This is a genomic window from Kribbella sp. NPDC050281 (assembly GCF_040655855.1).
Lineage (GTDB): Bacteria > Actinomycetota > Actinomycetes > Propionibacteriales > Kribbellaceae > Kribbella.
In genome coordinates this window covers 101,360-115,598 of record NZ_JBFAKS010000019.1, presented here as the reverse complement: position 1 = coordinate 115,598, position 14,239 = coordinate 101,360, and the positions used below count along the sequence as shown (strand labels likewise).

The 14,239-nt window shown below is 69.7% G+C and carries 10 protein-coding genes; 3 read left to right on the top strand and 7 right to left on the bottom strand.

Annotated elements, in window-relative coordinates:
- Positions 1-173 precede the first annotated feature (173 nt).
- Entirely contained in the window at positions 174-2,231 is a 2,058-nt protein-coding gene (locus tag AB0I34_RS21760; RefSeq protein ID WP_360447584.1) for an AAA family ATPase, read from the top strand.
- Here the strand turns inward: AB0I34_RS21760 and AB0I34_RS21755 are convergent.
- From AB0I34_RS21755 to AB0I34_RS21735, 5 genes are read right to left on the bottom strand one after another with little or no spacing between them, the layout of a single operon-like run.
- Positions 2,221-2,997 (bottom strand): enoyl-CoA hydratase-related protein, encoded by a 777-nt coding sequence (locus tag AB0I34_RS21755; protein WP_360447582.1) that lies wholly within the window; start codon positions 2,995-2,997, stop codon positions 2,221-2,223. The genes AB0I34_RS21760 and AB0I34_RS21755 overlap by 11 nt on opposite strands.
- Entirely contained in the window at positions 2,994-4,205 is a 1,212-nt protein-coding gene (locus AB0I34_RS21750; protein ID WP_360447580.1) for an acyl-CoA dehydrogenase family protein, read from the bottom strand. The genes AB0I34_RS21755 and AB0I34_RS21750 overlap by 4 nt, the downstream gene beginning before the upstream one ends.
- 37 nt (positions 4,206-4,242) lie before the next feature.
- Entirely contained in the window at positions 4,243-5,280 is a 1,038-nt protein-coding gene (locus tag AB0I34_RS21745; RefSeq protein ID WP_360447578.1) for a phosphotransferase family protein, read from the bottom strand.
- Positions 5,277-6,932: a long-chain fatty acid--CoA ligase gene (locus AB0I34_RS21740; RefSeq protein WP_360447576.1), complete on the bottom strand. Its 1,656-nt coding sequence runs from the start codon at positions 6,930-6,932 to the stop codon at positions 5,277-5,279. The genes AB0I34_RS21745 and AB0I34_RS21740 overlap by 4 nt, the downstream gene beginning before the upstream one ends.
- A gap of 7 nt (positions 6,933-6,939) precedes the next feature.
- Complete coding sequence (locus tag AB0I34_RS21735; protein WP_360447574.1) at positions 6,940-7,905, bottom strand: cyclase family protein; 966 nt, start codon at positions 7,903-7,905, stop codon at positions 6,940-6,942.
- A gap of 176 nt (positions 7,906-8,081) precedes the next feature.
- On the opposite strand from AB0I34_RS21735, the gene AB0I34_RS21730 reads away from it, so the two are divergent.
- On the top strand, positions 8,082-8,960 hold the full coding sequence (locus AB0I34_RS21730) for a TetR family transcriptional regulator (protein WP_360447572.1): 879 nt from the start codon (positions 8,082-8,084) through the stop codon (positions 8,958-8,960).
- On the opposite strand, the gene AB0I34_RS21725 is transcribed toward AB0I34_RS21730, so the two are convergent.
- Positions 8,957-10,921: a LamG domain-containing protein gene (locus AB0I34_RS21725; RefSeq protein WP_360447570.1), complete on the bottom strand. Its 1,965-nt coding sequence runs from the start codon at positions 10,919-10,921 to the stop codon at positions 8,957-8,959. The two genes, AB0I34_RS21730 and AB0I34_RS21725, sit on opposite strands and share 4 nt — an antisense overlap.
- 3 nt (positions 10,922-10,924) lie before the next feature.
- A complete protein-coding gene (locus AB0I34_RS21720) occupies positions 10,925-11,320 on the bottom strand; it encodes a hypothetical protein (RefSeq protein ID WP_360447568.1) in 396 nt (131 codons plus the stop codon).
- A gap of 132 nt (positions 11,321-11,452) precedes the next feature.
- Here AB0I34_RS21720 and AB0I34_RS21715 point away from each other — a divergent pair, with 132 nt between their 5' ends.
- Positions 11,453-14,227 (top strand): AAA family ATPase, encoded by a 2,775-nt coding sequence (locus AB0I34_RS21715; RefSeq protein WP_360447566.1) that lies wholly within the window; start codon positions 11,453-11,455, stop codon positions 14,225-14,227.
- The last annotated feature ends 12 nt before the right edge of the window (positions 14,228-14,239 follow it).

The window sequence follows — 14,239 nt, the reverse complement described above, 5'->3', positions numbered from 1 at the left end:
CGGTAGCGGCGCGTCGGGGGCGCTGGTAACGTCCTCGGCCTGTCTTTTCGGGTGGCTTCTCTGCACTGCGTGAAGGATCGAATCGAACCGGATGGTTCTCCGGGGCGGGACCCTGTTGATCGCCGCCAGTCCGTCGTTCGTCCGTCTGCCAACACGAGTCGAGGCTCCTTTCGATGGTCGATTCCGCACCCAGCCCTGCCGGCACCGATGAACTCGAGGCCGAACGGGCCTTCCTGACCGAGGCGCGCGCCGCGCTGGCCCGCATGTACGGCGACGTCTTCGGACGCGAGATCCCGGTGATCGGGGGTGAGGACAACGACGAGCGCTTCACCAACGAGGCCAACCAGCGCGCGTACGAGCAGCGGACCCGGGCGCTGATCGACCTGCCCGACGTGCCGCTGTTCTTCGGGCGGCTGGACTACGAGGCCGGCGCGATCGAGGAACTCGACCGGATCTACATCGGCCGTCGGCATGTGCACGACGGGAGTGGCGCACCGCTCGTCATCGACTGGCGCGCGCCGGTGTCGGTGCCGTTCTATCGGGCCACCCACAGCGACCGGCAGCGAGTCCTGCTGCGGCGCCGGTACGGCTTCTCCGACCATGCCGAGTTGACCGGTTTCGAGGACGAGCCCTTGATCGGGACCGTCGTGGCCGACCAGGCCGACGCGTTCCTGCGCGCCGAGATCGAGCGCCCGCGCACCGGGCCGATGCGCGACATCGTGGCCACCATCCAGCCGGAGCAGGACGACCTGGTCCGGGCGCCGCTGCACCCGTCCGTCTGCGTGCAGGGTGCGCCCGGCACGGGGAAGACCGCCGTTGGCCTGCACCGGGTGGCCTATCTTCTCTACACCGAACGGGAACGGCTCAGCCGCGGCGGCGTCGTGATCGTCGGACCGAACCGCTCGTTCCTGTCCTACATCCGCAAGGTCCTGCCCGCGCTCGGCGAGGTAGACGTACGGCAGACGACCATCGACGAATGGATCAGTCAGGCCGCCGTGGCGGTCGACGAACCGGAGGCCGCGCGGGTCAAGGGCGATGCCCGGATGGCCACCGTGCTGCACCGTGCCTTGTGGTCGTACGTCGGTACGCCGACCGCCGGAGTCCTGTACAGCAAGGGATCCCGGCGCTACCGGGTGCACGAGGACGAGGTCAGGGAGATCGTGTCGTCGCTACGTGAGTCGACGCGGTACGCGCCGGGCCGCAATGCTCTGGCCCAGCGGATCGCGCACGTCGTCCTGGTTCGGATGGAGGAGCGCGCGGAGTCGCCGGACGACCGCGTGCAGAATGCCGTCGCCCGCTCCAAGCCCGTGCGCGAGGTTCAGGACGCGGTCTGGCCGCGAGTGTTTCCGGAGCAGGTGTTGCATCGACTGTTCTCCGATGCCGACTTCCTCGCGCAGGCCGCCGGCGACGAGCTCACCGCGGACGAACGCGCCGCGCTGCTGTGGACCAAGCCTGCGCGGTCCTGGAAATCCGCGAAGTGGTCGGCCGCCGACACCGTATTGCTCGACGAACTCGAGGACTCGATCGAACGCAGCAGCGGCTCACTCGGCCACCTCGTCTTGGACGAGGCACAGGACTTGTCGGCCATGCAGTTGCGCGCGCTCGGCCGGCGCTGCCGCACCGGCTCGGCCACCGTCCTCGGCGACCTCGCCCAGGCGACGACCGCCTGGGCCGCAGGCTCCTGGGATCGAGTCCTCGGTCACCTCGAGAAGTCCGACGCCGTGGTGGCCGAGCTCGATCGGGGCTTCCGGGTCCCGGCCCAGATCATCGACTTCGCCGCGAAGCTGCTGCCGGACATCGCGCCCACGCTCGGCGTACCGACCGGTGTCCGGACCGTCGAGGATGCGCTGAGCGTCATCGAGGCCGACGAGCGCTCCTTCGTGGACAAGCTCGTCGACGCGTGCAAGGCCGACCTGGGCGGCGAGGGTTCGGTCGCTCTGATCGCGGCCGACGACCACGTCTCGGAGCTGATGGACGCCCTCGTCGCGGCGGGTCTCGAGCCCGCACTTCTCGGCGCGGGCGAGGAGGAGATGGACGCGACGCGCCTGGTCTGCGTGCCGGCATCCCTCGCGAAGGGGCTCGAGTTCGACGCGGTCGTGGTCGCCGAGCCGGCCCGGATCGTCGCCGCCGAACCGCGCGGCCTTCACCGCCTGTACGTCGTTCTGACCCGAGCCGTCAGCCGCCTCCACATCATCCACACCGAGCCACTGCCGGCTGCCTTCAGTCAGTAGCGCTGGGGAAGGCGGGACCGCGCTTGTCGAGGAAGGCTTCGATTCCTTCCTTGGCGTCGGGCGTGCTGACCGCGGCGCGGATCGTCAGAGCCTCGCGGCGCATGGCTTCTGCGGGGGCGGGGGTGGCGGTCATGCGGAGCAGGCGCTTGGCCACCACCTGAGCAGACCGCGAGCCTGTCAGCAGTACGTCGACCACGCGGTCCACGGCTGCCGCAAGCTCGTTGTCCGGATGGACCTCTGCGACGAGGCCGGCGGCCTTCGCTTCCTCAGCCGTGAGGAGTGGGTTGAGGAGGGTGAGGTACAGGGCTCGGTGCAGTCCGAGCGAGGCCGTGAGGAGGCTGGTGCCTCCGTCCGGGGACAGCCCGACCTTGGTGTAGGCGATCGACAACCGTGCCGAGTCCGCTGCCAGTACGACGTCCGCCGCGGCCGCCAGCGCGACACCGGCACCGGCGGTGACCCCGGCCACGACCGAGACGACGATCGCGTTGAGGTTGTGCAGTTCGCTGATCGCCCGATGTAGGGTCTCGGCCAGGTCCTCGACGTACTGTTCGCGATCGTCCGCGGCGGAGATCGCGAGCAGGTCGCCACCGACGCTGAACGCATCGCCGTCGGCAGCGAGCACCACGACGCGGACATCGTCGACCCGGGCCTGGCGGAGTGCGGTGCCGAGTTCCTGGAGGGTGTCGAGGTCGAGCGCGTTGCGCCGATCCGGCCGGGCCAGCGTGATGTACGCCGCCCCGCGGCCGCTGCGATAGCGGATCGTCATACCGGCAACACCGGCGTACGCGCCAACTCCGCCTTGGCCAGTGATTGCAGGTGCACTTCGTCCGGGCCGTCGAACAGGCGCATCGCTCGATGCCAGCCATACATGGCCGCGAGCGGAGTCGAGTCACAGAGACCGGCACCGCCGTGCACCTGGATGGCGCGGTCGATGACCGCCGTCGCCGCGCGGGGGACGGCGACCTTGGCCATGGAGACCAGGTGCCGTGCGGCCTTATTGCCGGCGGTGTCGATGACCTGGCAGGCCTGGTGACAGAGCAGCCTCGCCTGCTCGATCTGCAGTCGTGACTCCGCGACCTGCTCTTGCAGCATGCCCTGCGCCGCGAGCGGTGCACCGAACGCCACCCGCCGCTGCGCGCGATCGGTGAGCATCGCCAAGGCGCGCTCGGCCGCGCCGAGCGCACGGAGGCAGTGATGGATCCGGCCGGGACCGAGGCGCGCTTGGGCCGCGGCGAACCCACCACCCTCCGCACCGAGCACATTGGTGACCGGCACCCGGACACCGTCGAGCCGGAGCTCGACGTGCCCGTGCTGATCGTGCCGGCCGAAGATCGACAGATCACGCTCCTCCGTCAGGCCCGCCGCGTCCATCGGCACGATCACTATCGTCTGCTGTCGGTGCGCCGGCGCCGTGGGATCGGTCTTGCCCATCAAGATCAGGACCGCGCAGCGCGGATCGGCCGCGCCGGTGATCCACCACTTCCGCCCGGTGATGACGTAGTGGTCGCGGTCCCGCTCGATCCGGGTGCCGATGTTGGTCGCGTCGCTGCTGGCCACGTCAGGTTCGGTCATGGCGAACGCCGACCGGATGCGGCCCGCGAGCAAGGGCTCCAGCCACTCGCGGCGTTGCTCAGGCGTGCCGAGCAAGTGCAGCAGTTCCATGTTGCCGGTGTCCGGCGCCTGGCAGTTGATCGCCTCCGGCGCCAGATCGCTGCTCCAGCCGGACAGCTCGGCGATCGGCGCGTACTCGAGCTGGGTCAGGCCCGACTCAGCTGGAAGGAACAGGTTCCACAGTCCGAGTTCCTGGGCCCGCAACTTCAGCTCCTCGACGACCGGCGGGACGCTGTGGTCCGCCGTACCGGCAGCGGCCCGATACGCGTCGTACTTCGGCTCGGCCGGCAGCACATGGTCGCGCATGAACACTGTCATGCGTTCGGTCAGCTCCCGCGCCCGGGGCGACGCCTCCGCGATCATCTGTGATCTCCTCCTCCGCTTCGATCCGTCCGTCGGTTCAGCCGTCGAGCGCTTGGTGGCCGCGGGCAACGAGTGGGCCGACCAGGCCGGCCAGCAGGTCGAAGCCACCGCCGACGGTCTGGCCGCGCAGGTCGCGAAAGTGGATGCTTTCGAAGATCGCGGCGACCTTGTAGTACGCGAACCCGAGGTACCAGCCCATGGTGCCCACGGCAACGTCCTGGTCGGCGGCGTACCGTTCGAGCAGTCGGCTGCCGGGAGGAAACGCCGGCCACTCGCCGGGCACCGCGGCCACCGGGCTGTTCAGCCCGGCGATACCGTCCCACCAGACGAGCATCGAGGCCAGGTCGGTGAGCGGGTCGCCGATGGTGGCCATCTCCCAGTCGAGGACGGCCCGGATCCGCGGTATTCCGGCGTGTTCCTCCAGCACCACGTTGTCGAGCCGGTAGTCGCCGTGGACCAGCGTGGTCCGCGACGACCGGGGCAGGCCTTGCGCGAGCCGTTCCCCGAGCTGAGCGATCCCGGGGATGTCCCGCGACCGGGACGCCTCGAGTTGCTTGCCCCAGCGTCGGACCTGCCGCTCGAGGTAGCCGTCCGCGCGGCCCAGGTCGGACAGCCCGACGCGGGCCGGCTCGATGTCGTGCAGGACGGCGAGCGTGTCGACCAGTGCGTCCGCGACCGCCTGTCCGGTCTGCGGGCCGACATGGCCCAGCTGCTCGGCGGTGCGATAGATCGTGCCGTCGGCGTACTCCATCAGGTAGAAGGGCACACCGATCACCGACTGATCGGTGCAGAACAGGAACGTCCGGGGGACCGGCACCGGCGTCGGTGCCAGTGCGGACAGGACCTGGTACTCGCGGCCCATGTCGTGGGCGGTCTCGAGCACATGGCCAAGCGGCGGCCGGCGGAGTACCCATCGTTGCCGGCCGTCGTCGAGCAGATAGGTGAGGTTCGACCGCCCGCCCGCGATCAGCTCGGCCGACAGACCGCCGCGGAACCCGCCGGGCAGGCGGTTGCCGAGGTAGGTGCGGAGGGCAATGAGATTGAGACCGGGCAGGGTGCCGGTACCGTTCCTCACCCCGCCTGCTTCCGGAGCTCGCGCCGCAGGATCTTGCCGGTCACCGTCTTCGGCAACTCGTCGATGAGCTCGACGCTGCGTGGATACTTGTACGCCGCCAGTCGGTCCTTGCAGTGCGCGATCAGCTCGTCCGGCGTCGCCGTCGTCCCGGGCTTGAGGCTGACGAACGCCTTCACGGTCTCGCCCCGGTACTCGTCCGGTACGCCGACGACCGCCGCCTCGCGGACGGCCGCGTGCTCGTACAGCACGTCCTCGACCTCACGCGGCCAGACCTTGTACCCGGCCGCGTTGATCAGGTCCTTCTTGCGGTCGACGATGTAGAACCAGCCTCGCTCGTCCATGAACCCCACGTCACCCGTGCGCAACTGCCCGCCGGCCAGAGCGTGTGCGGTCTCGTCCGGCTTGTTCCAGTAGCCGAGCACGACCTCGGGGCCGGACGTCACGATCTCGCCGATCTCGCCGGGTGGAAGGTCGTGGCCGTCGTCGTCCTGGATCCGCACGATCGTCCCCGGCCCCGGTACGCCGACCGACAGAGCGCCGCTGACCGGGTCGACCGGCGCGTGCACACCGCGCGGAACCAGGTGCGAAGGTGACGTCGTCTCGGTGAGTCCGTAGACGTTGTGGAGGTAGATGCCGAAGGAGTCCTCGAAACGCTGCGCGATGGCAGGGGAGATCGGCGCGCCACCGGAGTACACGGTGGTCATCGACGCGAGGTCCGCGCGCGCCACGCCTGGCGTGTTCGACAACGCGATGAAGACGGTGATCGCGCCGACCGTGAACGCGGGACGGTGCTCGCGGATGGCATCCAGCATCACCCCCGGCTCGAACCGGTAGGCCAGGACCAGTGGTGCACGTGTCAGCACGGACACTGCGATGTGCGCGATCAGGCCGGTGATGTGGAACAGCGGTGCGACGCCGAGGACCCCGTGGTCTGAGGTCAGTCCGCACCAGTCGCGATACACCTGCGCGTTGTAGGTCACGTTCGCGTGGGTGTTCATCGCGCCCTTCGGCGTCCCCGTGGTGCCGGAGGTGTAGGTCAGGAACGCCACATCCTGTCCGTCGTACGACACCGGCTCGGGGTGCTTGCCGAGGTGCGCGGCCATCAGGCCGGCGAAGTCGGCGGTGCCGTCGGGCCGCGTACGCTCGACACCTTTGAAGACCCGCTCGTCGTCGCGGGCCTGATACTCCAGCTCGCTCGTCGTGACCACGAGTCGTACATCGGTGTCGCCGACGACGTCGCGCGCGACCCCGGCGTACAGACCCTCCAGACACAGCAGCACGGTCGCGCCGGAGTCGTTCAGATGGTGCGAGAGCTCGCGCTGCTTGCTCATCGGATTCACCGGTACGACGATGCCGCCGGCCTTCCAGGCGGCGACCAGGGCGATCACGAACTGCGGCACGTTCTGCAGGTAGAGGGCCATCCGGTCGCCGCGACGGAACCCGTTGGCCTGCAGGGCGACGGCGAACGCGTCGGAGGACTGGTCGATCTCGCGCAAAGTGAGTACGCCGTCGAAGTACTTGATCGCCACGGCGTCCGGGCGGTCGGCGACCGAGGCGCGGAACATCGCCAGCGCGTCGGTGAACTCGGGCTCGAAGGCGGTTGCCTGGCCCGCGGCGTACCGGTCGAGCCAGGGACGGTCGTCGTAGCTCATGGCGCGCCTACTTGATGACGACCGGGTTGACCGGGGCACCGGTGCCGTTCACGACCTTCAGCGGGGCCGCGGTGTACATGAACTCCCACTGGCCGTCCTCGGCACAGTCGGCGGCGAGCTTGTCGAGGTTGCAGATCTCGGTGAAGACGATGCCGAGGTTCCGCATCAGCGCACAGTGCAGCGGCAGCGCGACGCCGCTCTCGGGGTCGATCGTCACCTCGTTGGCGATCGTGTCGGTGACCAGGTTCGGCACCTCCAGGTCCTGGAACCATTGGACCAGTTCGGGGGAGTAGGTGAGCCCCGGCTCGTTGAAGCCGTCGTAGAAGGCCTCCTTGCCGAGCTGGTGGAAGAGGTTCAGGAACCCGGTCCGGATCACCAGGATGTCGCGCTGGCGGATCTCGACACCCTGGGCGTCGGCGCAGGCGAGCAGGTCGTGCTGGGTGAAGGTCTCACCTTTGTCCAGGGTCTCCTTGCCGCGGTGGCGGGCCATGTCCAGCAGCACACCACGGCCGACCACGCCCTTCTCCGCGATCGGCTGCACGCTCGCCTTCGCCATCCCGCCGATCGTGCTGGTCGCGTCGTACCCGTTCCAGATCTCGCCGTCGTACCAGACGTGGCCGAGGGCGTCGTACTGCGTCGAGCCCTGGAGGAAGGCGGACATCGCGTCGTCGGCGTAGTGCAGTCCACCGGGGAACGTCGGGCCCTTGTCGGCGAGCCAGTGGCTCTCGTCCAGCAACATGTACCGCTCCGAGCCTCGACGGCCAGGCCAGACCGGATCGCCCGCCGGGTTCCCCATCGGCATCTGGAGGGTGAACACCTTGCCGGAGCGGACAAGTGCGACGGCGGCGAGGACCTCCGCCGGTCCGAGGTAGTTGAGGGCACCTACCTCGTCGTCCGCGCCCCACTTGCCCCAGTTCTTCGGCGAGTCCTTGAGCAGGTCACCGACGTAGGGTGCGCTTGCCGTCTCAGTCATCCTCGACCTCCGGTGTTTGTGGAACCGAGCGAGCGATCGGTCTGTGGTGAACAACCCTGGCGAGGTGGTCAAAAGTTGTCAAGATCTCGAACATGAGAAACCGCGTGGTCCGTGGCGCGGACGACGACGCGAAGTACAGTGTTCAGCCATGAGCACTACCGAGCGGTCCGTTGCCCGTGTCTGAACACCTGGCGACCGATGACGACGCCCGGGCCACCATCGGCCGCCGGGTTCGTCAGCTGCGGTCGGCGCGCGGTATCAGCCTGCGGCGGCTGGCCGCCGAGCTCGCCGTCAGCCCGGCGACGCTGAGTGCTGTCGAGAACGGCCGCACCGGAGTCGACGCCGTCCGGCTGGCGCAGATCGCCGGGCTGCTCGACGTGCCGGTCGAGCAGTTGTTCCCGGAGTCGTCGACCGACCTACGGCAGCGGGGAGGTCGCGGCGTTCTGGCGATGGCTGTGGTGGGAGAGGACTGGCGGCGGTTCCCGCCGATCGAGCTCGATGCGCCGTTGGCTGCCGCGCTCGCCGCATTCCTCGAGGTCGGCTATCACGGCGCGACCATCCGCGACATCGCCCAGCGGGCCGGGTTGTCCGTGCCCGGTCTGTATCATCACTACGCCAGCAAGCAGGAGATGCTGGTCGCGATCCTCGACCTGACCATGGACGACCTGCAGACCCGGATGCTCGCGGCGCGCGCGGAGGGTGCGGATCCGGTGGCGCGATTCGCCTTGCTGGTCGAGTGTCTGGCCCTCTTCCACACCCACCGGCGCGAACTCGGCTTCGTCGGTGCCAGTGAGATGCGCAGCCTCGAGCCGGCCGCGTACGAACGGGTCGCGGCGTCACGGCGCGCCGTGCAGCGCATGGTCGACGTCGAGGTGAAGCTCGCGGCGCAGGACGGGTCGTTCACCACGCCGCACGCCCACGAGGCCTCGCGCGCAGTGGTCACCATGTGCACCGCGCTGTCCCAGTGGTTCCAGGCCGGCGGACCGTCCACCCCCGAGGAGGTCGCCCACCTGTACGTCGACCTTGCGCTCGACCTGGTGGGCAACCATCCCTAGAGAGGTACGCCCCAGGCGGCGAAGGTGGCGGGTGCCGCGTCGTAGTACTGGCCTGTGTTCTGGTGAAGCCACCGGACGTTGGCCGCGCTGATCGGGGAGTCGAACAGCCGGAGGTCGTCGACGTCGGCCACGGACGAGTCCGGGTTGTCGCCGCCGACGTTCAGCTCCGTCGGTTGCACCAGCGCGCCCGCCGAGTAGGGCTCGATCGTGAACGGCTTACCGTCCAGGAAGAACCGGATCGCCTTCTGGTCGCATGATGCCGCCACGTGCGTCCAGGTCTCGGCCGCGATCGGTCCCCGGGCCGAACTGAGAATCCCGGTGGTGCCGCTCGCGCCGAACAGTCGCACCCAGAACACTCCGTCCAGGAGGCCGGCGTGTGCGACCTCGGCGCTGCTGTTCCGCAGGACGAGGAACCGGGCGCCGCTGCTGCTGGTTCGGCGCTTCACCCACGCCGCGAACGCCCAGCCCGGCGGCGATGCCGGCCAGGTGAGGGTCGTCCTCGAGGCACCCGGCCCGGTGCCGTTCGAGCCGAGGGCGGACCCCTGGATGCCGGTGACCCAGGACCCGGCCGCGGTGAGCGTGAGGTCGTTGCCGGACGGCGACTTGTCGTCGGCCAGCGCCCCGGCGTTCTCGTTGAAGTGGTAGATGCCGCGGGCCACATTCTCCGGGCGGTACGGCGTGGCGACCGGTGCGCCGCTCCAGTACCCCGCGGTCACCTCCGCGAGGAAGTTCTTCGTGAAGGTCAGGTAGTCGTACGAGACCTGGCCGCCGGCACTCGCGTCGCCACCGACGTACAGCGTGTCGAGTCCGTCGATCGCAGGTGTCACGTGCGGGACGCCGTCGCCGATGTTCACCGTCTCCTGGGCGTCCTCGAGCCGGACCTGCACGTACGTCGGGTTGATCGCGAACAGGAACCGGGTCCATTGGCCGACCGTCAAGGTCGCCGTACTGGTCACCGAGACGGTCCCGTCGTCGATGGTGGTCCAGGTGGCGGTGACGGTTCGCGCGGTATTCACCACGACACGGACGCGTCCGTTGCCCAGGGCATCGTTGATGGCCAGGATCGGAGCAGCCGCGCCGGTCGGTGCGGTGTCGAGGCGGAGCCAGCCGGAGATGGCGAGCCGGTCGCAGTCGGGGAAGTTGATCGCCCCTGTCGCGCCTGCTGCTGTCGCCGCGGAGACCAGAGCCCGCCCGTACAGGCCGGTGGTGAAACTCGCCGACGGAGCGACCGCGAGGTCGCGGCCGTAGGTGCTGAAGTCTTCGGCGGTGTCGTGGTCGAACGGGTAGATCGCCAGCTGGAAGTCGATCTGCTCGGCGGCGATCAGAGTCGGCCAGTACGTGTCCTCGACCGGGTCGTTCCACCAGCGCAGGTCGTCGATGATCCCGTTCAGGGCCTCGGTGCCGGTCAGTGTGTTCCGCCCGGCCTCCATGACGACCTCAGTGCCGGAGTAGGTGAAGGCGGCCGTCGCGTTGACCGACAGGACCTCGACACCGTCGACGGCGATCCTCACGGTGTCGGTGGCCGGCGTGGCGTCGTACACGACCAGGACGTGATGCTCCTCGCCGTCGCGGATGCTCGTGCTCGTGCTGTACGTCGCGCCTGCGATCCTCGCCTCCACGTTGCCGCTGGAGTTGGACGCGTAGACGGCCCAGTTGAGGGTGCCGCTGCTGGTCGCGGACGCGATGCAGCGGGGTGCGGCCGTGGTGTTGCCGAGTCGGACCCAGGCGGCAACCGACAGTCCGCCGTCGGTGTTGAGTGGGTAGAAGTCCTCTCCGGCCCTCGGTGGCCGGACGATCACGTGGAGTGCGCCGCCGGTGCAGTTGAGGCCGTCGCCGTACCTGGCCGGGACGAGCGTCGCCGATCCGAGGATCGTGCCGGGCAGGAAGTAGCCGGCGAGGTCTCGTACCGTCGTGCCGTCGACCGTGTCCGCGTTGAACGTGTAGCCCGCTGCCTGCGCCACGGTCTACCCGGCCCGGCGGACCCGGACGGTCACCGTCAGGTCGGCCCCCGAGGCCGTCGATCCGACCTGGTCGACATCGACGGTGAGGTAGTCACCGGCGGCCAGCGTGGTGACGTCCGGCGTGTCGCCGGCGTCGGTGTTCGTTCCGGCCGCGATGCTCGGCCGCTTCCCCTGATCCGTGTAGATCGTCGTGCCGTTCCTGTTCACGTCGACCACGAGCGCGGCGCCGGTCGGCGCGGTGTTCACCGCGGCCCGGACGGTCTCGACGACGTACGCGTCTTCGAGGTAGATCCGCGACTTGCCGGTCGCGACCGCGACGGCGCCGGTCACCGAGAACGTGTACGCCTCGATCGGCACCGCCAAGACGCCGTCGATCGTCAGACTTCCCTGGACGTGCATGAATACTCCCCCCACCGGCGGCCCCCTGCCGCCCGGACGCACGAGCGTACGGGATCACTGAGGGCTGTAGCCAGGCCAACGGGGCGCACCTAGTCTGGAAAAGTTGCGGGGCGGGCCGGGGAGGAGCGGGCGATGCGGGTGAAGGACGAGGGTGCGTCCTTCTGGGGAGGGCCAGACAGACTGCGCGGTCGCCGCTCCGAGTGCGCAGTGCTGGACGAGCTGATTTCCGCTGTTCGCTCGGGTGAGGGGCGTTCGCTGGTCCTGCGCGGCGAGGCCGGGGTCGGCAAGTCGGCGCTCCTGGGCTACGCGATGACGAGAGCCTCGGATCTGCGGGTGCTCCAGGTGGTCGGCGTCGAGTCGGAGATGGAACTGGCGTTCGCGGCGTTGCATCAGTTGTGTACGCCGATGTTGCACCGTCTGGACCGGCTTCCCGCTCCGCAGCGTGATGCGCTGACCACGGTCTTCGGCCTGAGCAACGCCGGGCCACCGGATCGGTTCTTCGTCGGTCTCGCCGTACTGAGCCTGCTCTCCGAGTTGGCGGAGGAGGGGCCGCTGCTGTGTGTGGTGGATGACGCGCAGTGGCTGGATCGGGCGTCGGCCCAGGTCCTGGGAGTCGTGGCGCGGCGGCTGATGGCTGAGCCGATCGGCGTCTTGTTCGCAACGCGTCAGTCCGGGGTGGAGCTCCGGGCTCTGCAGGAGCTGGAGGTCGCCGGGCTGCGCAGCGACGAGGCGCGGGCCCTGCTGGAATCGGCCGTCCGGTTCGGACTCGACGCGAGCGTCCGGGACCGCCTCGTGGCCGAGACCGGCGGGAATCCACTGGCGTTGCTGGAGCTGCCGCGAGGGCTGACCGTCGCGCAGCTGGCGGGTGGCTTCGGGCTGCTCGGTACACAGGCGTTGTCCGGGCGGATCGAGGACAGTTTCCTGGCGCGGATCGCCGCGCTCCCCGAACCGACCCGGCTGCTGCTCCTGGTCGCAGCGGCGGAGCCCGTCGGCGACCCGCTGCTGGTCTGGCGAGCGGCTGAACGACTGGGCGTAGGGGACTCGGCGGCAGTCGATGCCGAGGCAGAGGAGTTGCTGGTGATCGGCGATCGGGTGGCGTTTCGGCATCCGCTCGTACGCTCGGCCGTGTACCGGTCTGCGACGCCACAGGATCGCCGCGCCGTGCATTCCGCGCTGGCCGAGGTGACCGACGCGAGGATCGACGCCGACCGCCGGGCCTGGCATCTGGGCACCGCGGCAGCGGGACCGGATGAGAGCGTGGCCGCCGAGCTGGAACGGTCCTCGGGGCGCGCCCAGGCCCGCGGCGGGCTCGCCGCCGCAGCCGCGTTCCTGCAGCGGTCGGTCGCGCTGACGGCAGAGCTCGAACGACGTGCGGAGCGCGCACTGACAGCCGCGCAGGTCAGCCTCCAGGCCGGAGAGCTCGATGCGGCGCTCGGGCTGTTGACGACCGCGGAGACCGGAGTACTCGACGAGTTCCAGCGTGCGCGGGCCGATCTGTTGCGCGGTCAGATCGCGTTCGCCTCGGGCCACGGCAGCGACGCGCCTCCGCTGCTGCTGAAGGCTGCGAAGCAACTCGAGCCGTTCACGCTGGACCTCGCCCGCGAGACCTACCTCGACGCCTGGGGAGCGGCGCTGTTCGCCGGCCGGCTGGCCACCGCCGGCAGTCTGCTCGAGGCGTCGCGGGCAGCCAGAGCACTCCCGCCCGCAGACGCTCCGCGTCCCTCCGATCTGCTGCTGGACGGGCTGGCGCAACTGGTCACCGAAGGACGTACGGTCGCCGCGCCGATGCTCAGGCGCGCCACCGACGCCTTCGCCGCCAAGGACCTGTCCCCGGCGGACAACTTCCGCTGGGGATGGTTGACCACGGTGCCGTCCAACGTGCTCTGGGACGACGAGAGCTGGTACACGATCAACGCTCGCCAACTGCGGCTGGCCCGCGATGCCGGCGCGCTGGCGCGGCTGCCGATCGACCTGACCGCACACGCCATCCAGGTCGCCTGGCGGGGTGACTTCACCGAAGCCGATGCCGTGATCGCGGAGATCGATGCCGTCACCGACGCGACCGAGACCCGGATCGCGCCGTACGGCGCGATGCTGCTCGCCGCCCTGCGCGGAAGCCAGGCCGAGGCGACCGCGCTGATCACGTCGGCCGCCCAAGACGCGGCGGACGGTGGACAGGGGATCGGCGTCCAGTACTCGCAGTGGGCTTCGTCGATCCTGTTCAACGGACTCGGTCGCTACCCACAGGCACTGGCCGCGGCCCGCCAGGCCTGTGCGGACACGCCGGAGCTCTTCCTGTCTGCCTGGGCACTGCCCGAGCTCATCGAGGCCGGCGCCCGCAGCGGTGAGCAGCACCTCGCGGCCGGCGCTCTCGACCGACTGGTCGATGCGACCGCGGCAGCGGGCACGGACTGGGCGCTCGGACTCGCGGCGCGGTCGCGGGCGCTGCTGAGCGAGGGCTCTGTCGCCGAGGGCCAGTACCAGGAGGCGATCGATCGCTTGAAGCGGACGCTCCTGCGACCGGAGCTCGCCCGCACACACCTGCTGTACGGCGAGTGGCTCCGCCGCCATCGTCGCCGCGTCGACGCCCGACGCCAGCTACGCACCGCGCATGAGCTGCTCACCGCGATCGGCATGGAGGCGTTCGCCGAACGGGCCCGGCGCGAACTGCTGTCGACCGGCGAGACGGTCCGCAAACGGCGGGTCGGGACGAAGCGCGACGAGCTGACGCCCCAGGAGAAGCAGATCGCCCTGCTGGCGCGCGACGGCCTGTCCAATCCGGAGGTCGGCGCTCGCCTGTTCCTGAGCCCTCGCACGGTGGAGTGGCACCTCCGCAAGGTGTTCGCCAAGCTCGCGATCAGCTCCCGCCGGGATCTCCGCGACGCGCTTCGTGGCGCCGAATCCTAAGGCCCGCACAGA

Coding starts and splice junctions, on each gene's coding strand:
- AB0I34_RS21760 (WP_360447584.1), top strand. CDS start 174: ATGGTCGATTCCGCACCCAGCCCTGCCGGCACCGATGAACTCGAGGCC.
- AB0I34_RS21755 (WP_360447582.1), bottom strand. CDS start 2,997: ATGACGATCCGCTATCGCAGCGGCCGCGGGGCGGCGTACATCACGCTG.
- AB0I34_RS21750 (WP_360447580.1), bottom strand. CDS start 4,205: ATGATCGCGGAGGCGTCGCCCCGGGCGCGGGAGCTGACCGAACGCATG.
- AB0I34_RS21740 (WP_360447576.1), bottom strand. CDS start 6,932: ATGAGCTACGACGACCGTCCCTGGCTCGACCGGTACGCCGCGGGCCAG.
- AB0I34_RS21735 (WP_360447574.1), bottom strand. CDS start 7,905: ATGACTGAGACGGCAAGCGCACCCTACGTCGGTGACCTGCTCAAGGAC.
- AB0I34_RS21720 (WP_360447568.1), bottom strand. CDS start 11,320: ATGCACGTCCAGGGAAGTCTGACGATCGACGGCGTCTTGGCGGTGCCG.
- AB0I34_RS21715 (WP_360447566.1), top strand. CDS start 11,453: ATGCGGGTGAAGGACGAGGGTGCGTCCTTCTGGGGAGGGCCAGACAGA.